This is a genomic window from Catenibacterium sp. GCM10023432 (genome assembly GCF_042651925.1).
Lineage (GTDB): Bacteria > Bacillota_I > Bacilli_A > Erysipelotrichales > Coprobacillaceae > Catenibacterium > Catenibacterium mitsuoka.
The window spans coordinates 1-20,245 of the sequence record NZ_JBHSEB010000010.1; the positions used below are offsets into that span (position 1 = coordinate 1).

Here is a 20,245-nt window from a genome sequence, read left to right on the forward strand (position 1 = left end):
ATTAGAATGTACAATCAATAATGAATCGATAGAATTCATTAACTGATTACGTACATATTATACGAGGGGAGAATTATATGGAACCAATGGAAGATGCCAATACCGTCGAAAGAATGCTTATTCATAAGGCTGCAAGTGTGAAATCACCTGCCAACGGTAGTATAGAACTATTACCTCTATGCAATATGAACTGTGATATGTGTTATGTTCATTTAACTCATAAACAGTTAGAAGAAGCAGGAGGAAGAATTCATACTGGTAAAGAATGGTTAGAAATAGGGAAACAGATGGTAGAGAATGGAACACTATTCTTATTACTTACTGGTGGAGAACCATTACTACATCCTGATTTTAAAGAAATCTATTTAGGTCTTAAAAAGATGGGTATCGTTATTACAATTAATACGAATGCAACATTAATAGATGAATCATGGGTAGAATTCTTTAAACAGCATATGCCTAGACGTATTAATATTACTTTATATGGTTCTAGTAATGAGACATATGAAAGATTATGCCATTATAAGAATGGTTATGATAAGGTTATGAATTCTATTAAGATGTTACAGGAAGCAGATATTCCTGTAAGAGTAGGTTTCTCTCTTGCAAAGAATAACCAGAAGGATGCAGGAGATGTATTAAAGATGGTCACTGATATGGATATTCCAATTTCATTTGATACATATATGCTTCCTGCAACACGTGAAAGAAAGCTACCTTATAATCAACAGGCAAGACTTGCACCAGAAGATGCAGCTCTTACTTTCGCTCATAATTTAGATAAGATTGATTCTATTGATCATGTCGAAGAGTATGTGAATAAACAGCTTAAGTTAGTAGAAGATAGAGTGATTGGTGAAGAACAGGAAGGACAAATGGAATGTCTGGCTGGAAGATGTTCTTATACAGTAAACTGGCAGGGTGAAATGCATCCATGTGTTATTTTAACTGCACCTACCGCAAATGTCTTTGAGGTGGGCTTTAAAAAGGCCTGGGAGACTGTTTCTGATGGGTGTTCAAAGATCAGGTTATATTCTGGATGTTCTGTATGTAAATTAAAGCCTATTTGTCGTACATGTGCTGCAAGTCATTTGTTAGAATCTGGCAGCTATATGGGTAAACCAGAATATATGTGTACCTATACAGAAACACTTTATGAAGAATATAAGAGAATGAAGAAGGATTTCGAGAAGTAAGAATTAATCTTACTTCTTTTTGTCCTTATGCATAAGTTCTCTACAAATATATAAAATATTATGGTAGAATGGCAATAACTATCGGAGAGGAGTAATTATGGAATGTATATATACGATTGGCACTTTCACATTTAAGTTGATCTATGATGAGAAGTTAATAAAGATTCCTCCTAACTTTCAGATATTTGAAAGTCAGGAAGAACCTGAATATACATATGAGTTTATAGTAAGTGAGACACTACCACAAATAGAAGGGAAAGTAGTCTCTCAAAGGGATGAGTTATTAATCCTTGATTGTGATGGGTTAGAAACAAGATATTTAGGTATCAAAGGGAGTGATTGGTATTATGGAGTGTATCAAGAATTAACATCTCATAGTGCAAGATCTATTATTCTAAAAGATACTTTAGGAGAATTGTATGTAGATCCCTTCTTCTGTTCTTTCTTCTCTTTAGAGAAGAAGTTATTAGAGAAGGATGCATTAGTGCTTCATTGCAGTTATATGCAGTATAAGGATTATGCAATACTCTTCTCAGCACCTAGTGGTACAGGTAAGACAACACAGGCGACATTATGGGAAGAATATAAAGGATCCCACGTAGTGAATGGTGATAAGGGATTACTTATGAAGGATGATGGTGTATGGACAGCCCATGGGTGGCCTGTATGTGGGTCTAGTGGTGTATGTCATAATAAGAATGTCCCTATTAAGTGTGTTGTGATGTTATCTCAGGAAAAAGAAAATAAGATAGAGAAATTAAGTCCTATAGCTGCTTTTAAGGAAGCCTATAGTCAGCTCACAGTGAATAGATGGGATAAGAGTAGTGTACTTAAGTCTATGGATTTATTACAGGATTTAATAGACAATGTGCCTTTCTATCATCTAGGATGTACTATTTCTAAGGAAGCTGTAGAAACTCTAGAGAAGGTCTTATAATGAAGAAGAAGGTTATAAGCTGTATTGTGATGTTATGTATGTGTATTGTGTTAGGAAGTGGTTATTTAGTGTATGAGTCTTATTACACGATTGATGTGACACAATACACAATGAAATCAGATAAGATTCATAGCCCTGTTAATATTGTCATGATAGCGGATGTTCATGATAATCATACAAAGATTAAGAAACAGGTTATAAATAAGATTAAGAAGTTAAAGCCTGATTTGATTATGTGTGTAGGGGATATTATTGATAATGAATCTAAGAGTGATCAAAGTACACTTGATTTCTTACATTCATTAGTGGGTATAGCACCTGTTTATATGAGTTATGGAAACCATGAGTTGGAGTATTATAGTCATCATGCTTTCCAGATAGAGAATATTAAAAGTACGGGTGTACACTTCTTAGATGAAAGTTATGAAGACATAACAGTGAAAGGTAATAGCATAAGAGTAGGTGGTCTATATGATTATGCCTTCAGTAATGAAGATGGGGGTATAAGTAAAAAGTCCATGCATAATAATCATGTCTATCGTTACTTAAGCACATTTAATAAGACAGACAGTTATCGTATTATGTTATGTCATAGACCAGATACCTTTATCTATGCAGATGCCTATATGTGGAATGTAGGACTTATATTAAGTGGTCATGTCCATGGAGGACAGATTATTCTTCCTAATGGCAAGGGGCTGTATGCACCTGAGCAGGGATGGTTTCCTAAGTATGATTATGGTTTATATAGGTTAGGTATTAATAATATGATTATTACAAGAGGGGTGAGTAGTTCTGGAGAAGCAATGCCTAGGATGAATAATCCAGCAGAAATCGTTCAGATCACATTAAGATGAAAATAGTAGATATAAATGAATATATGCCTGTATTAATAGATTTAATAAATCAGGGCAAAGATGTACGTTTTACTGTCACAGGTAGTTCTATGAATCCTTTCTTGATTCATATGCGTGATAGTGTCATTATATCTAAGCCTGTTGAACCTTTTAAGAAGGGAGATATCGTTTTCTTCCAAAGAGAGAATGGACAGTATGTGATGCATAGAATACATCATATAAAGAAGGGCATGTTATATATTATTGGTGATAATCAGACAGATATGGAAGGTCCTGTGGACCCTAAACAAGTGTTTGGAATCATACATACAGTATATAGAAAAGATAAAAAGATTACTGAAGGAGACTTCTGGTGGGTATTTTTTGAGAAGATTTGGTTACATTTGATACCTTTCAGGCATCTGATTATGAGATTATACAAGTAAAAATAAGAATTTAGTGTAATTTTTACTCTATTCGTGCATTAAGTGTTGTCAAAACTCCCAAAATGTGTGAAAAGATGTTATACTGTACACTAAATGTACAAAGGGGTGAACTTATGATTGATATACATAGTCATATTCTTCCTCTCGTAGACGATGGTTCTAAGAGTGTAGACATGAGTCTAGAGATGTTAGATCAGGCTTATAGAGATGGTACAGAAGAAATCATCTTAACGCCACATCTTGCCTATGCATATGGTTTTGATAATCCTAGAGAAAAGATAGAAAATCTTTTTGAAGAGTTTAGAAATATAGTATGGGATGTAGGTATTCCTATTAAACTACATCTAGGATGTGAGTTCTTATATAGTTCTAAGGAATCTTTTGAAAAACATTTCAAGGATATTACAACTCTTGCAGATACAAAATACTTATTAGTAGAATTCTATTTTGATGTCAATGAGGATGTTATTCTTGAAGCAGTAGAAAGTGTGCTTGAAAAGGGATGTATACCTGTTATTGCACATCCGGAACGTTTTGAAGCATTCCAGACAAATACAGAACTTGCACCACGCATTATAGAGATGGGTGGCTATCTACAGATGAATAAAGGGTCAATACTTGGAGACTATGGTTCTATAGTCAAAGATACAGTATATGACTTGTTGGATAGAAGATTGATACATTTAGTAGGAAGTGATGCACATAACCTGCGTAACAGATATCCTGCCATGTATGAATCATTTGAGAAGGTAAAGACTTATTTTGGTAGTTCTTATGCGAAGAGAATCTTCAATGAGAATCCAGAGAAATTATTAAACGGGGGAAAGGTATGAACAATAAGGTCAGAAACGGAATCATATTCCTAGTGATTGCGGCTTTATATTTTGGTTTCATTTATTATGATAACCATAAGCCTCAAAAAGGGGAATCACCTGTCATTAAGGTACCTACAGGCACTTTAAAGATTAAGGCAAGTGCTGATGAGAAGAAGACAACTAAAGCACTATTAAAGGGTATTAAGGCCACAGATAAGGAAGATGGGGATATTACTAAGAAAGTGTTTGTACAGAATATGAGTTCTTTTGGAGAAGGTAATACAAGAATCGTTACTTTAGGTGTCTTTGATAAGGATGATAACTATACAACAGTAACGAGACAGATCCAGTATAAAGACTATATTGCACCACAGATCAACTTAAATAGTGCACTCGTGTATTCATGGATTAGTTCTAAAGCACAGTTTGGTGATTATGTGAGTGCTTATAGCTGTGTAGATGGTGATATTAGTTCTCGTGTTAAGGTATTAAGAGAATATACAGAGAATGATGATCATTATGTTGCGTTTGCGGTAAGTGATAGTACAGGAACTGAAACAAAGCTTACATTAAAGGCGTACCAGACTAATAAGGAACAGACAGTGACAATTAATCTGGATACTTATTTAATGAGAGTTAAGGTAGGTACAAAGGTGAATGCAAAGAGTCATATCCAGTCTATTATGATGGATAAGATGGATTATTCTAGCTTAAAGAATCAGGTGACTATTAATACGGACTATGATCCTAATACACCTGGTATGTATGAATTTATTTATAGAGTGAAGACAGCCAATGACGACTATGGTTTAACTAAACTTGTTGTCATTGTGGAACAGTAAGGGGGATATATATGGAAAACAATAAACAGAATGAAGATCTCCTTTCCGTTATAAGTTGTATTATTGATGATGTATTTCATAGATGGGTACTTATTCTTGCAGTTATGTTTATCTGTGGGAGTATGTTTGATGTCGTAAAGACAGTCAACTATGTACCTCAATATGGTTCTACTATGACTGCCACATTAGGTAGTGGGGGAGATACATTTAAGAATCTAGATAAGATTCAGAGTTATGTAAGTACTTTGAACTACTTAATGAATAGTAAAAATGCGCGTGCCTATGTAAAGAAGAAGATGGATATCCCATCTACTACATATACAGCAACTATTAGTACACAGCAGGCAAATATTATTAAATTTAATGTGACTGCAGGTACGAAGAAGGAAGCTTATTATGCGATTGGGTATTTAACTGAATGGTATGCAGGAAGTACACAGCGTTATAATTTCCCATATGCAATCAATATATTAGATGAAAGCAGCTTCTCTACTGCACCAGTCAACTACAACAGTCATAAGGGTAACTTTATGAAGGGTGCATTAGTAAGTGGTGCTGTACTCGTATTTATTCTCGCTTTATATTACTTCTTTAGAGATACAGTGAAGAGTGATAAGGAAGTTAAACAGAAGTTAAATGCAAGATTATATGCAAGAATTCCTTTTGAAAAAAAGAAGAAAAGAAATCCTTTCAAGAAGAACAGAAAAGCTATTCTTATTACTTCACTTAAGACAAGTTTCTTCTATAGAGAATCTATTAATAAGTTAAGAAGTAAAGTAGAAGCATCAAGTCAGAAACATGGTTATACTTCTTTCATGATTACGAGTGCTCATGAAAATGAAGGTAAATCAAGTGTAGGTGCTAACTTAGCCTTAGCACTTGCAAAGAATGGTCATAAGACTATTTTAGTTGATATGGACTTTAGAAAACCTTCATTAAATAAGATTTTTGAATTAAAGACAAATACAAGCTTAAATAATGCGATTGAAGGAAAAGCCCATTGGAAGTCTCAGGTTGTTACTTTAGATCATCCAGGTTTAGACTTATTACCTTGTCAGCAGGACTTAAAGAATTCTGAAAAATTGACGGGAAGCAATCGTTTAAAAGCTATCGTAGAAGAACTAGAAGAAGAATATGATTATGTCATTGTCGATGTCAGCCCTGCTTACTTATTAAATGAACCAATGACTATCAATGAAATGATGGATGCAACATTATTTATTGTAAGACAGGATTATGCTGAAAAAGACATGATCAATGAAACTATTTCACGTTTAACTTATGTTAAGAATAACGTAGTAGGTATTGTATTCAACAGTAGAGTTTATGAACCAGGTACAATGCGTGGTACTTATGGTTATAGATATGGATATAACAGATATAGAACTAAGGGGGGAGAATAATGGATCAAACAAGTTCAGATGTACAGAAAATAGATTTAATGAAGTATTTTGACCGTTTCTTCCGTGCTTTCCGCCGTTTATGGAAATATGTTGTATTATTTCTATTGATTGGAATACTCGCATTTGAAATGAAAGAAGTACTTTTCTTTAATACAACTTATACAAGTGAAGCGGTCTTTGTCCCTTCTACGAGCCAGGAGGATGTCTATTACTATGCAGACTCTAAGAATGGAGAATCTACAAACTCATTGATTCCTACATTCAATTCATTACTTACTAGTAATGAGATGCAGAATGTTATTAAGGATGTATTACATGTGCAGTCAGTACCTGCCACAATTACTACAACTCAGACTGAAGGAACAAACCTCGTTACTTTAAAAGTGACTGCAAGTAATCCTAAGGATGCTTATAATGTAGCTACTTGTGTTGTCAATAACTATGATAACGTTACAGCGAATGTAATGGACGATGTAACAATCACATTATTAGATAATCCTAATATGCCTAAGAGTCCTGATGCAAATCCAGACTATATCAAGGCAGCTATGAATGGTGGTATTTTAGGTCTTGCGGTAAGTATTCTATTCTTAATTATTGCCTCTATCTTTAGAAATACTATTCTAGATAAGAATGATATTAGAAATATCCTTGGTATGGATTATATTGCGAAGATTCCTTTTGTAGAAGGCTATGATAGACGTAAAAAGACTGGCGCAAGTCTATTACTTAATTCTCCAGGTATGAAATCTGGATTCAGACATGCATTCCATAACATTAGAATTAAGATGGAACAGGCTCATAAAGCTAAAGATCAGTCAGTCTTTATGTTTACGAGTACTGTACCTAATGAAGGTAAAACATTAGTGTCTGTCAATAGTGCTATTTCATTAGGACAGAAGGGTTATAAAGTATGTCTTGTAGACTTAGACTTAAGAAACCCTTCAGTAGAAAAGACTATGAAGTATGCGAATATTAAACGTACTTCATTAGATTTCTTAAATGATTCACTTATTTCATTAGAAGATTGTATTGTCCATATGGATGATATTGATGTTATATTTGGTAGTGATATTTCAATGGATGGTGCAACAGAATTATCAAGACCTAGACTTTCTATCTTAATTGAAGAACTTAGAAAGCATTATGATTATATTATTCTAGATGTACCACCTCTATTCATGATGCAGGATGCTTTATTAGTTGCAAAACAGGCTGATAGTGCTATTGTAGTAGTGAAACAGGATCATGCTACTGCAGCTGATATCTTAGATTCTGTAGATGAATTACATGATACTTTGCCAAATGTTCTAGGTGCTGTATTGAATGGTTATAAGAACACATTCTTTACAACTGAATCATCGAGTGGTTATGGCTATGGCTATGGATACGGCTATGGCTATGGATATGGTTATGGGAAGAGGTAAGATATGTATAAAAATGGGGTTAAAAGAATACTCGATTTCTTTATGAGTCTATGTGGCATTATTGTCTTATCTCCTTTACTTATTATCTTAAGTATCTGGATTAAAGTAGACTCTAAAGGACCTGTTCTTTTTAAACAGAAGAGAATCGGGAAGGATAAAACTTATTTCTCTATCTATAAATTTAGAACAATGTATGTAGATACACCACATGATATGCCTACACACTTATTAGATGATCCTGATGCCTTTATTACAAAGGCAGGACATTTCTTAAGAAAAACATCCCTAGATGAATTACCACAGTTATTCAATATTCTTCTAGGGCAGATGGCTGTCATTGGTCCTCGTCCTGCCTTATGGAATCAGGATGATCTCATTGCCTTACGTGATGAATATCATGCCAACGATGTAAGACCCGGCTTAACTGGCTGGGCACAGATTCATGGACGTGACGAATTAGAAATTACAACAAAAGCAAAACTAGATGGCTACTATGTAGACCATCTAGGATTCTTATTAGATGTTAAGTGCTTCTTTGGCACTATCACATCTGTGCTAAAACATGAAGGAGTGGTTGAAGGTGGCACAGGATCTCTTAACAAAGACTAAAATACTGATTATCACAAATCATTCCTATATGCTGTATCAGTTCCGTAAGGAACTGATACAAGCATTAATGAAGGAACATGAAGTTGTTCTCTCAATGCCTTTTGTAGGTCATGAAGAAGACTTTAAAGCCATGGGTATCAAATGTATTGATACACCTATAGATAGAAGAGGAATGAATCCTAAAACTGATTTAAAGCTTCTTCATACGTATAAGAGACTCATGAAAGAAGAATTACCTGATTTAGTGATTACTTACTCTATTAAGCCTAATATTTATGCAGGATTAGTATGTAGAAGTATGGGTATTCCTTATTGTGCCAATGTACAAGGCTTAGGTACTGCATTCCAGTCTAAGAAGATTGCGATGTTTGTCACTATGCTTTATAAGATGGCATTAAAGAAAGCAAGAACAGTATTCTTTGAAAATGAAACAAATGCACAGGAATTTATTAATAGAAATATATTAAAACGTGATCACATTACTGTATTACATGGTGCAGGTATTAGCTTAGATAAGTTCAGCTATGTACCATATCCTTCTAATGATACATTTCATTTCTTATACTTAGGTAGAATTATGAAGGAAAAGGGTATAGATGAACTATTCAGCAGTATTAGAAGACTTAAAGAAGATAATGAATCTTTTATATTAGATTTAGTAGGATTCTTTGAGGATGAATATAAAGATCAGGTAGAAGAATTAGAAAAACTTGGAATTGTGAAATTCCATGGGTTCCAGTCTGATCCTAGACCATTCTATTCTTCGAGTGATGCAATTGTATTGCCTTCTTATCATGAAGGCATGAGTAATGTCTTATTAGAAGGTGCTTGTACTGGTAGACCTTTAATTACAAGTCATATTCCAGGTTGTCAGGAAGCAGTGGATGATAAGATTACAGGATACTTAACAGAGGTTAAGAATTCGGATGATTTATATGAAAAGATGAAAGATATGTTACATCTCACTTCTAGTCAAAGAGAAGAAATGGGAAAACAGGGTAGAAGTAAGATGGAACGTGAGTTTGATAAGAAACAAGTAGTAAAAGAAACAATAGATGCATTAAAGCTTTAAGAAGGGGGAAAATGAATGGTACTAAGAAACTATTGGATGTTACTTATATGGTTATTAACTGTAGGACTATTCTTAAATGTAGTTATATCTAAAACATTAGTAACAGTAGAAGGTAAGAGTGAATATAGATGGGGTAAGTTTAGTGCCTTTCTTTTAGTAGTACCCTATATTGTATGGGCTGGATATAGAGCAGGAATAGGAGATACTGAAGTTTATAGAATGTCTTTTTATACAGCGGAAGATTCATTATCAGCTTTGCCAGCTTACGCAGCATCACAAACAAAAGACACTGGTTTTTATGTCTTAAATAGTTTGTTTAAGATTTTTATAAGTAGTTCTAGCGTCGTATTCTTTCTAGCGATTGCAGCTTTTCAACTATTTTGTATTATGAAAACATATAGAAAATATTCATCTGACTATTGGATGAGTATTTTCTTATTTATTGTATCTACTGATTATTTGTCTTATATGCATAATGGTATGAGACAGTTTATTGCGGTATGTGGAATATTTGCCTGTCTTGGATGGATTCTTAAGAAAGAGTATTTTAAAACAATTATAGTTATTTTATTACTTTCTACAATACACCAAACTGCACTCATAATGATACCAATTATTTTTATTATCCAAGGTAAGGCGTTTAATAAGAAAACAATGTTTTTGATATTTTTAACTTTAATAGTATTAGTTGGAGTCAATGAATTTACTTCATTCTTAGAGGATGCATTAAAAGAAACGCAGTATAGTGATATCATGACCAATGAAATCATGCAGAATAAAACTGGGACAAATATTTTAAGAGTTATTGTATATTCTGTACCTTTATTACTATCTATTGTAGGAAAGAGATATATTGATGAGGCAAATGATCCTTTAATTAATTTATGTGTTAACTGTTCAGTTATCACAACTGCATTATATGCAATATCTGCAGTAACATCAGGTATTTATTTTGGTCGTTTACCTATCTATACATCTTTAACTGGGTATATTTTATTACCATGGCTTATTAATCATATGTTTGAAAAAAAATCAGCTGTTTTAGTAAAACTCATAATGTTTGGATGTTATTTCTTGTTTTTCTATTATCAAATGCATTTTGCATGGGGGTATTTATAATGAAATATCCTATAAGAATATTACAGGTAGTGACCTATATGGGGCGTGGTGGTTTAGAAACGATGTTGATGAACTATTATCGTCATATAGATCATTCAAAAGTTCAGTTTGATTTTTTGACTCATAGAGATTTTGAAGCAGATTATGATGAAGAAATATTATCTTTAGGTGGTCAAATTTATCACCTTTCGAAACTAAATCCTATCAGTTCATCATATAAAAAAGAGTTAGATGAATTTTTCAATAATCATAAAGAGTATAAAGTTGTTCATTCGCATCTTGACTGTATGTCAGGTACTCCTTTAAAGGAGGCAAAGAAATGTCATGTACCTTATAGAATAGCACACGCACATTCTAGTAATCAGACTAAAGATATGAAGTACCCTTTAAAACTGATTTTTAAAAGAAGTATTACGAAAAATGCGAACTATTTATTTGCATGTGGAGAACAAGCGGGTAAATGGATGTTTAATTCAGATGATTTTAAAGTATTAAATAATGCGATTGATGCAAAAGCATATTCTTTTAACTTTATAGCTAGAGACAGTATTAGAGAAGAATTTCATATTCCAAATGATTCTTTTGTGATAGGACATGTAGGAAGATTTATGAATCCAAAGAATCACACTTTTATAATAGATATTTTTAATCAATTCCATAAAGATCATCCTAATAGTTATCTTATGTTAGTGGGTGAAGGGGAATTAAAAGCTTCTATTAAAGATAAAGTAAGAACTTTAGGACTAGAAGATTATGTAATATTTACTGGTCTAAGAAGTGATGTAAATGAGTTATTACAGGCGATGGATATATTCTTATTTCCTTCATTATATGAAGGTTTACCAGTTTCTATTATAGAAGCACAGGCTGCAGGTTTACCTTGTCTTATTTCTGATAAGGTACCTATTGAATGTAAGAAAACAGATTTAGTATATCAGTTAAATTTAGATGATTCAGTTAATGTATGGTCTGATAAAGTATATGAATTAAGTCGTATTACACGTAGAGATACTTATGAAGAAATTAAAAAATCTGGTTTTGATATAGTAGAAAATGCGAAATGGTTAGAAAACTTTTATATTGATTTGTATAAAAAAGCATTAGGGGAGGAATAGAATATATGCCACTATTAACAGTATTTACTCCTGCGTATAACAGAGCACATACTCTAGGTAGAACATATGAATCTTTATTAAAACAGAGTAATAAAGATTTTATATGGCTAATAGTAGATGATGGTTCTAGTGATAATACACAGGAACTAGTTAAAGAATGGATGTCTAAAGATAATGGTTTTGAGATTCGATATATTCATAAAGAGAATGGTGGTATGCATACTGCACATAATGTGGCTTATGAACATATCGATACATTACTTAATGTATGTATCGATTCTGATGATTGTTTAGCTGAAGATGGTATTAATAAGATTCTTAATAAGTGGGAAGAAGTTAAAGATTTAGGTTATGCAGGTATTATTGGTTTAGATGCAGATCTAGAAGGTAATATTATAGGGAAAGGTTTTCCAGAAGGTTTAAAAGAAACTACTTTATGTGGATATTATGCCAATGGTGGTGCTGGTGATAAGAAACTAGTATATAGAACTGATATTATTAATAAATATCCTCCTTATCCTGTGTTTGAAGGAGAAAAGTATGTTTCAACAGCTTATAAATATAGATTAATAGATCAGGAGTATAAGCTAGCTGTATTAAACGAAGTATTATGTAATGTAGAGTATCAGGCTGATGGTTCTACTGCGACTATGTGGAAACAATATGTAAAGAACCCAAGAGGATTTGCATTTTGGAGAAAGGTATGCATGAGGTATCCTACCTCTACAAAGAGATTAATTATAGATACTATTCATTATTGTGCAGAAAGTCAATTGGCAGGTAATAAACACTATATTAAAGAGTCTCCTAAAAAACTTTTAACAGTAGTATGTGTATTACCTGGATTTATTTTAAAAAGAATTTGCTTAAAGAAATCTGAATTATAAATGTGTTAACTATATTAAAAAAAGAGGGGTGTGTTTATATGATTCCAAAAAAAATACATTATTGTTGGTTTGGTCATGGAGAATTATCATCTAAAGCAAAAAAATGTATCCAATCTTGGAAAAAATATTGTCCAGACTATGAAATAATAGAATGGAATGAGACTAATTTTAACATTAATCAGAATAAATATACACAAAAAGTTTATAAGGAAAAGAAATATGCTTTTTTAAGTGATTATGCAAGATTAAAAATAATATACGAGCAAGGTGGTATATATTTAGACCTTGATGTAGAGGTAATAAAATCTTTAGATGATTTGCTCACTAACAAAGCTTATTTTGCTTTTGAAAATAAAAATTATGTGGCATCAGGATTAGGGTTTGGTGCTGAAGCTCATAATTTAGCAGTAAAATCGTTGTTAGATGAGTATAATCATTTATTAGATGGTACTAAAGAAATAATTGGATGTCCTATCTTAAATACTCAAGCTTTAGTTAAATTAGGGTTACAACTTAATGGAGAATTACAAGAATTAGATGATTGTACAGTTTATCCATCTGATTATTTTAATCCTTATGATGATCCGACAGGAAGATTAAATAAAACAAATAACACATATTCTATTCACTGGTATGCTAAAAGTTGGATGGATAAAAAGACCATTATTAGAAGTACTCTTACTAAACCTTTACATAGGCTATTAGGAACAGACTTTTTCCATAAGAAACATTAGGAGGTTATAACTTTGAAAAAGAAAATCATAATTGTATCTCATGCTATGTTTCTTGGCGGTGTAGAAAAAAGTTTAATAGGTTTGTTAGAAGCTTTTGATTATTCAAAATATGATGTAGATTTATTTCTTTTAAGACATGAGGGAGAATTATTGGATTATATTCCAAAAGATGTAAATCTATTGCCTGAAGTAGGACCTTATACTATTTATGGGCGACCAATGATTGATACTATAAAAGAAGGTTACTTTTCTCTTACTTTAAGAAGACTATATGCTAAAATTAAATCTAGTAGATATGTTAAAAAACACAAATTTACAGATACTGACGTTCCAATAGAGTATAGTTATAAATATACATATAAAGAACTTCCTTTTATTAATTCTGATGTTTACTACGATTTAGCAATTAGTTTTATTATTCCTCACTATATTGTTACTCATAAAGTTAATGCTAAGAAGAAAATTGCTTGGATTCATACTGATTATGGACATATTCAATCTGATATAAAATCTCAATTGAATATGTGGAAAAATTATGATTATATTGCTTCTATTTCTAACGATGTAACTATTAACTTTTTAAATATATTTCCAAGTTTAAAGGATAAAATTATAGAAATTCCTAATGTTTTACCAATAAAACTTATAAACGAACAATCAGTTGCTTTTGATGTAAATAAGGAAATGCTAGATGATGGCTCTATTAAGTTATTATCAATAGGTAGATATTGTGAAGCAAAGAACTTTGATAATGTACCGTTTATCTGTAAAAAGATTCTAGAATTAGGATTAAAAGTAAAGTGGTATATAATAGGATATGGTGGAGATGAAGAAAGAATTAAAAAGAGTATTAAAGAATGTAACATGGAAGATTATGTAATACTCTTAGGTAAGAAGTCTAATCCTTACCCATATATTAAAGCATGTGATGTTTATGTTCAGCCTTCTAGATATGAAGGTAAATGTGTAAGTGTTATAGAAGCACAATCGCTTCATAAACCAGTTATTATTACGAATTACCCGACTGCAAAGAGTCAGTTGAAGGATGGATATGATGGTGTGATAGTTCCTTTAGAGAATAATGAATGTGCTCATGGTATTTATAATGCTTTAACTAAAAAAGAGTTGCTGCATACTATTTCCGAAAATACATATAAATCAGATTATAGTAATTATGATTCTGTTAATGATTTAATTTGTTTGATTGATTGAAGATTGATTTTAATAAGGGGAGTGAATTATGAACAAGATAAGTGTTATTATCCCTGTTTATCAAGTAGAAAAGTATATTAAACGCTGTTTAGACTCTATTTTATCTCAAACATACTCTAATTTAGAAATTATTCTTATAGATGATGGCTCTAGAGATATGAGTGGTGAGATTTGCGATGAATATGCAATTAAAGATTCAAGAATAAAAGTAATTCATCAAGATAATGCAGGTGTATCAGTTGCTAGAAATAAGGGACTCGATATTTGTACAGGTGATTATGTTACATTTGTAGATAGTGATGATTTTTTAGAACCTCTTATGTATGAGAAGATGATGGAAAAAGTCACAGAATATAATTGTGATGTTGTTATGTGTGACTGTGTTAAAGATGATGGAGTTATACAAAAACCATATACTCATGATATAAGAGCAGGGTTTTACAATTATAATCAATTAAAAGAAGAATACTATCCACATTTATTAATGATGGAGAATGTAGAATATCCTGCAACAATATCCAATTGTTTAATTTTATTTAAAAGAGAAGTAGCTTCTAATATTAGATATATTGAAGGTGTTAGATATTCTGAAGATCTTTTGTTTGGAGCTCAGTTGTTATACAATGCGAAATCTTTTTATTATATGAAAGGTGAGTATTATTATCATTATTGGATGAATAATGAATCTGCAAGCCATACTTTTAAAATAGATAAGTGGAAAGATTATAAGATGTTATTTTTTAAATCTAAAGATTTTTTTTGTGATGATAAACAGTTTACAAAACAAATAGATATAATGCTCTTGCTTTTTTTATATAATTATGCCGGAGATATTTTATACTATAAAGAATTTGATAAAAAACAAAAAATTAATTATTTAAATAATCTTTTAAATGATAAGGATATAGTAGATTTGTTTAAAAGAGTAAACATATCAAAATTATTAATATCTACTAAATTAAAAATTATTACTTATATGTATAAGTATAGAATTGGACTCTCTTTATTAATTAGGAAATATGAATCAAAATATTAAATATTAATTTTAATCGCTAAGTTTAAGAAAAATGTTGCTGCTAGATCATTAAATTTTACTTAACACCTGATTTTCTACTTTATAGCCCCATAACTCAATTCATGATTTTTTAAAATAGTTGTAAAATGATTTTAAAGGGTTAGGTGAGTGCTATGATAACTGAAATTCAATTAAAAAACTATTTAAAATCTAAGGATAAGGATTATGTAAATAAGCTTATTGAATCATTATATGAACAGGATGATGAAAACATTGATCCATCTCATAAGGCATTCCCTATATGTGGTTCCCTTCATTTCAAGAAGAATGGAAAGGACAAGAACAGGCACCAGAGATATATCTGTCTTGACTGTCACAAATCTTTTAGTGATAGAACTAATACCTTATTCTACTGATCTCATTTCACTTTGGAACAGTGGCTTCACTTCATTGAACTAGAACTATATAAGATAACTCTAGAAGATGAAGTACAAGTCTTGGGAACAAGCAAGACTACCTGCTTCTATATGTGCCATAAACTTTATCATGCAGCATCTGAAAACATGGGTCATCAGAAATTATTCTATGAAGCTGAAATAGATACACAGTATAAAAGCATCAGCCTAAAGGGAACACGCCCTCAGAATATGCCCAGATACTCAAAGAAAAGAGGTAAGCAGGCTGCATATAGAGGAATATCTCATCATAAGGTTGCCATTGTATGTGCTACAGATGAAAATGATCATATGATGATGCAGGTATCAGGTCTTGGGAGTGAGTCATTCGATAAATATAAAGCGAAAAAAGACTACTTTAAAGATGTTGAAGAGTTCATATCAGATTCAAAGGCAAGCATACAGCAGTTTGCCAACTATCTTGAAGCAGTAAACAATAAGATAAAGACATCTCCCTTAGAGAAGAGATATCTTACTGATGGCGGAAAATCTTTAGGTTCAGTCAGCGAGATGATGACAGAAGTGAGTTTAATGATACAGATAACAAAAGGAGTTGGGACCAGATATATACAAGGTTATCTGGATTTTCTACTTCTTAAGAAGCAGGCTGAGTATATATTCAAGAAAAAGGAAATGGCTTCTGAGATTCTTAGAATGATTATAGATACCGAGGCTTTCAGTAATGAAATGGTAAGATCTACACCTATGCCTATTTCACTTAAGGAAGCCTATTAAGAATATCATTATGGTATTTTTGATGAATAAGATAACCTAAAGCAACAACTTACTTAAAAAGAGCGATTTTAATTAAAATTTTAGAAAAGAATTGTAATTACAGTTTTTATAAACAATATGGAGAATTATTATGTGTAAATTAAGTATAATTATGCCCATTTATAATAAAAGTAAATATTTAGGTAATATATTAGATAGTATTAAAAGACAAGAATTTAAAGATTTTGAATGTATTTTAGTAGATGATGGATCAACTGATGGATCTCAGTTAATTTGTGATAATTATTCTGAAAATGATGATAGATTTATTACTATACATAAACATAATTCAGGAGTGTCTGATGCAAGAAATGTAGGTTTAAAAAAATCTAAAGGAAAATATATAACTTTTATTGATGCGGATGATTCTATAGAAAGTGACTATTTATTAAAATTGGTTAGGGATATTGAACAGAATAGTGTAGATATCGCAATAGTTACCATGAAAAAGATATGGGAAAATAATTCAAAAGTAGAATATATAAATACATCGCTGAATGGAAAATATAGTTTTAAAAAAATAATGCCTAATTTTGCAAAGATACAGCTTAGTACAGGAATTTTTGGCTTTAGCTGTGGTAAAATTCTACGAAGAGATCTTATTGGTAATTATTTGTTCGACACAAGTATCACTCTCGCTGAGGATTTTGATTTTTATCTAAAATTATATCCTAAAGTGAAAACTATATATTTTGATGATGATTGCTTTTATGGTTATTTACAAGAAAGTGAAAACAATTCAACTAAAGAAGACGATAAAATTGATTATTTTACACAATTAAAGATTAATCTAAGATATCGTGATTTTTTAAAAATAATGAATAGTTATAATGGTAATAATAAAAAGATCATTGATTCTAGAATTACTAGTTATGTATATTTTATTATTTTTCATTCTAATAGAAATGAAATTGATATTAAAATCAAACAATTGTTCGAATTGATTGATAAAAATGATATTATTATCAATATTAATAATAATTTAATGCAAAATCTAATTTTATTCTTAATAAAAAGGAAAAAATTAAATATGATTAAAGCAATTCTTCAGTCTTATGATGTATTGAGAAATCTGAAAAAACTTGTATGATTAAAAAATATATTTTTGCATGATGAAAGTATATTTAAGTTTTACTTAAGCTATCAATACTTGTAAAAATAGAGATTCTAAATTTTTCAATTTAATTGGATAAAAAAATATTATTATTTATGTTTTGGAGGATATTAAAATGATTAGTATAATAATTCCAATATACAATGCAGAAAAATACTTGAATAGAATGTTATCTTCTATAAAAGAACAAACATATACTGACTATGAATTATTATTAATAAATGATGGAAGTATTGATTGTTCTGAATTAATATGCAAAGAAGCTCAAAAACAAGATAAGAGAATTAGATATTTATCACAATCTAATAGAGGAGTATCATCTGCTCGTAATTTGGGTATTAAAGAAGCTAAAGGAGAATTTATAACTTTTTTGGATGCCGATGACAAAATAGACTCAAATTATTTGTACGAGCTATATAAAGGATGCAATAAAGCAGATATTTCTATATGTAAAGTAATTGTCGAAAATGAATGTGGCAAAGAACTTTTTGAGTTTAATCCTAGAAATAGAAATTTAGATGCAACAGAAGCTTTGAACTATTTATTATCCAGAATAGAAATAAATTCTGGACCATATGCCAAATTGTTTAGAAAGCAAATATTAGAAAGTGTTAAGTTTCCAATCATGAAAACATACGAAGATATAATTTTTAATATTAAAGCTTTTTCAAATGCAAGAAATATAAAATGTATTGAGTCAGTTGCATATCACTATATTCAAAATTCTGATAGTACAATGAATCATTTTATGAAAACACCGTCTTTAGATATTATTAATGCAACAACTTTTATAATGGATTTTATACAAGAAAATCATCAATTATCAAAAAAATGTGAATATATAACTTTATCTCATTTGTATCAGTATATTAATTCAATGTTAATTAAAAACAAAATTGAGAATTCTTTTTTTAATGAGTGTTTAAAATTATATAGGAAATATTACCGTAGAATTTTAGAAAACAATTTTTTTTCGGTGAAAGAGAAAGTTTTATTTGGATTATTTTGCTTAAGAATTGGTTACATAAATAAAAAAATAATCAGATTTTAATTATTTTATACAAAAAGGGAGGAATATTAAATGAAATTTTTTCTATATGGGCACAATGGAAGTGGAAATCACGGATGTGAAGCAATAGTAAGATCGACTTATAAAATACTAAACAAGAATAATTCAAATGAATTTACTTTAGCCACTAATGGTAAAAAAGAAGATGAAAACTATGGTTTAAACAATATTATTAATCTCAAAGAAGAAAAAAACAATGTGCCAAAAATTAACTTTAATTATATAAAGGCTTATCTATCATTAAAGTTATTTAAAAATGAATTATTGAGTGAAGAATTAGTTTATAAGAAGACTTTTGAGCATGTTGAAAAAGATACTATTGCTTTATCAATTGGAGGAGATAATTATTGTTATCCTGGATATGAGCGTTTTATAATGCTGCATAATATGCTATCTAGACGTGGAATAAAAACAGTGTTATGGGGATGTTCAGTTGAGCCAGATTCAGTGGATAAACTTAATAAAGATTTATGTAATTATGATTTGATTGTTGCTCGAGAATCTATATCTTATGAAGCATTAAAAAGTATTGGAGCAAATGTACTGCTAAAACCTGATCCTGCATTCTGGTTAGACTCAGAAACAACAGAAATTGATGAAAATTTATTAAAGAATTCAGTTGGAATCAATATCAGTCCTATGATAATAAATAAAGAAAAACAAACTGGAATAACTTTAAAAAACTATATTAATTTAATTGATTATATTCTTGATAAAACAGATATGAATATAGTTTTAATTCCTCATGTTATATGGAAAGATAACAATGATGATAGAAAACCATTAGGATACTTATATGACTTATTTAAATATTCAAATAGAGTTTTATTAATTAATGATCAAAATTGTCAAAAATTAAAAGGAATTATTTCAAAATGTAGATTTTTTATAGGGGCTAGAACACATTCTACTATAGCAGCCTATTCTTCATGCGTTCCTACTCTTGTTGTGGGGTATTCTGTAAAGGCTAAAGGGATTGCTAAGGATTTATTTGGTACATATAAAAACTATGTTATCCCAGTTCAATCTTTAGATAATGAAAATGATTTAATAGATTCTTTTAAATGGATATTCAATAGAGAAGATGAAATAAGAACGCATTTGATTAATTATATTCCTAGATATAAAGAGAATATCTTTAATATTGAAGAATTGGAGAAATTATAAA

Annotated in this window: 21 protein-coding genes; all 21 read left to right on the forward strand. The window is 30.6% G+C overall.

Annotation, left to right across the window (positions count from 1 at the left end; all coding sequences use genetic code 11):
• The first annotated feature begins 77 nt into the window (after positions 1–77).
• The 21 genes from ACFOZZ_RS02590 to ACFOZZ_RS02690 all read left to right on the forward strand — a co-directional run bounded on the left by ACFOZZ_RS02590 (position 78) and on the right by ACFOZZ_RS02690 (position 20,244).
• Positions 78–1,196: a radical SAM protein gene (locus ACFOZZ_RS02590; protein ID WP_055289746.1), complete on the forward strand. Its 1,119-nt coding sequence runs from the start codon at positions 78–80 to the stop codon at positions 1,194–1,196.
• A 97-nt stretch (positions 1,197–1,293) separates the two neighbouring features.
• A complete protein-coding gene (locus ACFOZZ_RS02595; RefSeq protein WP_376814631.1) occupies positions 1,294–2,133 on the forward strand; it encodes a hypothetical protein in 840 nt (279 codons plus the stop codon).
• Positions 2,133–2,990, forward strand: a complete 858-nt coding sequence (locus tag ACFOZZ_RS02600; protein WP_055235052.1) for a metallophosphoesterase — start codon at positions 2,133–2,135, stop codon at positions 2,988–2,990. Before ACFOZZ_RS02595 ends, ACFOZZ_RS02600 begins: the two co-directional genes overlap by 1 nt.
• A complete protein-coding gene (locus ACFOZZ_RS02605) occupies positions 2,987–3,415 on the forward strand; it encodes a S24/S26 family peptidase (protein ID WP_006505021.1) in 429 nt (142 codons plus the stop codon). Before ACFOZZ_RS02600 ends, ACFOZZ_RS02605 begins: the two co-directional genes overlap by 4 nt.
• A gap of 113 nt (positions 3,416–3,528) precedes the next feature.
• Positions 3,529–4,248 (forward strand): tyrosine-protein phosphatase, encoded by a 720-nt coding sequence (locus ACFOZZ_RS02610; RefSeq protein ID WP_286696901.1) that lies wholly within the window; start codon positions 3,529–3,531, stop codon positions 4,246–4,248.
• Positions 4,245–5,072 (forward strand): hypothetical protein, encoded by an 828-nt coding sequence (locus ACFOZZ_RS02615; RefSeq protein ID WP_376814632.1) that lies wholly within the window; start codon positions 4,245–4,247, stop codon positions 5,070–5,072. The genes ACFOZZ_RS02610 and ACFOZZ_RS02615 overlap by 4 nt, the downstream gene beginning before the upstream one ends.
• A gap of 11 nt (positions 5,073–5,083) precedes the next feature.
• Positions 5,084–6,475: a polysaccharide biosynthesis tyrosine autokinase gene (locus tag ACFOZZ_RS02620; RefSeq protein WP_376814633.1), complete on the forward strand. Its 1,392-nt coding sequence runs from the start codon at positions 5,084–5,086 to the stop codon at positions 6,473–6,475.
• The gene (locus ACFOZZ_RS02625) at positions 6,475–7,902 is read left to right on the forward strand and encodes a polysaccharide biosynthesis tyrosine autokinase (RefSeq protein WP_286696905.1); all 1,428 of its coding nucleotides are present in this window, start codon (positions 6,475–6,477) and stop codon (positions 7,900–7,902) included. The genes ACFOZZ_RS02620 and ACFOZZ_RS02625 overlap by 1 nt, the downstream gene beginning before the upstream one ends.
• 3 nt (positions 7,903–7,905) lie before the next feature.
• Positions 7,906–8,511, forward strand: coding sequence for a sugar transferase (locus ACFOZZ_RS02630; RefSeq protein ID WP_006505026.1), 606 nt, complete (start codon positions 7,906–7,908; stop codon positions 8,509–8,511).
• Positions 8,483–9,583 carry a glycosyltransferase family 4 protein gene (locus ACFOZZ_RS02635; protein WP_376814634.1) on the forward strand — a complete coding sequence of 367 codons (1,101 nt, stop codon included), beginning with the start codon at positions 8,483–8,485 and terminating at the stop codon, positions 9,581–9,583. Before ACFOZZ_RS02630 ends, ACFOZZ_RS02635 begins: the two co-directional genes overlap by 29 nt.
• Before the next feature lie 15 nt (positions 9,584–9,598).
• Entirely contained in the window at positions 9,599–10,702 is a 1,104-nt protein-coding gene (locus ACFOZZ_RS02640; RefSeq protein WP_376814635.1) for an EpsG family protein, read from the forward strand.
• Complete coding sequence (locus tag ACFOZZ_RS02645) at positions 10,702–11,817, forward strand: glycosyltransferase family 1 protein (protein WP_376814636.1); 1,116 nt, start codon at positions 10,702–10,704, stop codon at positions 11,815–11,817. The genes ACFOZZ_RS02640 and ACFOZZ_RS02645 overlap by 1 nt, the downstream gene beginning before the upstream one ends.
• A 5-nt stretch (positions 11,818–11,822) precedes the next feature.
• Positions 11,823–12,704 (forward strand): glycosyltransferase family 2 protein, encoded by an 882-nt coding sequence (locus ACFOZZ_RS02650; protein WP_376814637.1) that lies wholly within the window; start codon positions 11,823–11,825, stop codon positions 12,702–12,704.
• A 38-nt stretch (positions 12,705–12,742) separates the two neighbouring features.
• Complete coding sequence (locus ACFOZZ_RS02655) at positions 12,743–13,438, forward strand: glycosyltransferase family 32 protein (protein ID WP_376814638.1); 696 nt, start codon at positions 12,743–12,745, stop codon at positions 13,436–13,438.
• A gap of 12 nt (positions 13,439–13,450) precedes the next feature.
• Complete coding sequence (locus tag ACFOZZ_RS02660) at positions 13,451–14,650, forward strand: glycosyltransferase (protein ID WP_376814639.1); 1,200 nt, start codon at positions 13,451–13,453, stop codon at positions 14,648–14,650.
• Between the two features lie 28 nt (positions 14,651–14,678).
• Complete coding sequence (locus tag ACFOZZ_RS02665; RefSeq protein WP_376814640.1) at positions 14,679–15,686, forward strand: glycosyltransferase; 1,008 nt, start codon at positions 14,679–14,681, stop codon at positions 15,684–15,686.
• 152 nt (positions 15,687–15,838) lie between these two features.
• Complete coding sequence (locus ACFOZZ_RS02670; protein ID WP_376814641.1) at positions 15,839–16,081, forward strand: transposase-like zinc-binding domain-containing protein; 243 nt, start codon at positions 15,839–15,841, stop codon at positions 16,079–16,081.
• Positions 16,082–16,162: 81 nt separating this feature from the next.
• Positions 16,163–16,855 carry a hypothetical protein gene (locus tag ACFOZZ_RS02675; RefSeq protein WP_376814642.1) on the forward strand — a complete coding sequence of 231 codons (693 nt, stop codon included), beginning with the start codon at positions 16,163–16,165 and terminating at the stop codon, positions 16,853–16,855.
• A 130-nt stretch (positions 16,856–16,985) separates the two neighbouring features.
• Positions 16,986–17,984 (forward strand): glycosyltransferase family 2 protein, encoded by a 999-nt coding sequence (locus ACFOZZ_RS02680; RefSeq protein ID WP_376814643.1) that lies wholly within the window; start codon positions 16,986–16,988, stop codon positions 17,982–17,984.
• Positions 17,985–18,123: 139 nt separating this feature from the next.
• Positions 18,124–19,059: a glycosyltransferase family 2 protein gene (locus ACFOZZ_RS02685; protein ID WP_376814644.1), complete on the forward strand. Its 936-nt coding sequence runs from the start codon at positions 18,124–18,126 to the stop codon at positions 19,057–19,059.
• Positions 19,060–19,089: 30 nt separating this feature from the next.
• Entirely contained in the window at positions 19,090–20,244 is a 1,155-nt protein-coding gene (locus tag ACFOZZ_RS02690) for a polysaccharide pyruvyl transferase family protein (RefSeq protein ID WP_376814645.1), read from the forward strand.
• The last annotated feature ends 1 nt before the right edge of the window (position 20,245 follow it).

What these genes read in the sequence shown, in the direction of transcription:
- ACFOZZ_RS02590 (WP_055289746.1), top strand. Translation starts at nt 78, where the DNA reads ATGGAACCAATGGAAGATGCCAATACCGTCGAAAGAATGCTTATTCAT.
- ACFOZZ_RS02595 (WP_376814631.1), top strand. Translation starts at nt 1,294, where the DNA reads ATGGAATGTATATATACGATTGGCACTTTCACATTTAAGTTGATCTAT.
- ACFOZZ_RS02600 (WP_055235052.1), top strand. Translation starts at nt 2,133, where the DNA reads ATGAAGAAGAAGGTTATAAGCTGTATTGTGATGTTATGTATGTGTATT.
- ACFOZZ_RS02605 (WP_006505021.1), top strand. Translation starts at nt 2,987, where the DNA reads ATGAAAATAGTAGATATAAATGAATATATGCCTGTATTAATAGATTTA.
- ACFOZZ_RS02610 (WP_286696901.1), top strand. Translation starts at nt 3,529, where the DNA reads ATGATTGATATACATAGTCATATTCTTCCTCTCGTAGACGATGGTTCT.
- ACFOZZ_RS02615 (WP_376814632.1), top strand. Translation starts at nt 4,245, where the DNA reads ATGAACAATAAGGTCAGAAACGGAATCATATTCCTAGTGATTGCGGCT.
- ACFOZZ_RS02620 (WP_376814633.1), top strand. Translation starts at nt 5,084, where the DNA reads ATGGAAAACAATAAACAGAATGAAGATCTCCTTTCCGTTATAAGTTGT.
- ACFOZZ_RS02625 (WP_286696905.1), top strand. Translation starts at nt 6,475, where the DNA reads ATGGATCAAACAAGTTCAGATGTACAGAAAATAGATTTAATGAAGTAT.
- ACFOZZ_RS02630 (WP_006505026.1), top strand. Translation starts at nt 7,906, where the DNA reads ATGTATAAAAATGGGGTTAAAAGAATACTCGATTTCTTTATGAGTCTA.
- ACFOZZ_RS02640 (WP_376814635.1), top strand. Translation starts at nt 9,599, where the DNA reads ATGGTACTAAGAAACTATTGGATGTTACTTATATGGTTATTAACTGTA.
- ACFOZZ_RS02645 (WP_376814636.1), top strand. Translation starts at nt 10,702, where the DNA reads ATGAAATATCCTATAAGAATATTACAGGTAGTGACCTATATGGGGCGT.
- ACFOZZ_RS02650 (WP_376814637.1), top strand. Translation starts at nt 11,823, where the DNA reads ATGCCACTATTAACAGTATTTACTCCTGCGTATAACAGAGCACATACT.
- ACFOZZ_RS02655 (WP_376814638.1), top strand. Translation starts at nt 12,743, where the DNA reads ATGATTCCAAAAAAAATACATTATTGTTGGTTTGGTCATGGAGAATTA.
- ACFOZZ_RS02665 (WP_376814640.1), top strand. Translation starts at nt 14,679, where the DNA reads ATGAACAAGATAAGTGTTATTATCCCTGTTTATCAAGTAGAAAAGTAT.
- ACFOZZ_RS02670 (WP_376814641.1), top strand. Translation starts at nt 15,839, where the DNA reads ATGATAACTGAAATTCAATTAAAAAACTATTTAAAATCTAAGGATAAG.
- ACFOZZ_RS02680 (WP_376814643.1), top strand. Translation starts at nt 16,986, where the DNA reads ATGTGTAAATTAAGTATAATTATGCCCATTTATAATAAAAGTAAATAT.
- ACFOZZ_RS02685 (WP_376814644.1), top strand. Translation starts at nt 18,124, where the DNA reads ATGATTAGTATAATAATTCCAATATACAATGCAGAAAAATACTTGAAT.
- ACFOZZ_RS02690 (WP_376814645.1), top strand. Translation starts at nt 19,090, where the DNA reads ATGAAATTTTTTCTATATGGGCACAATGGAAGTGGAAATCACGGATGT.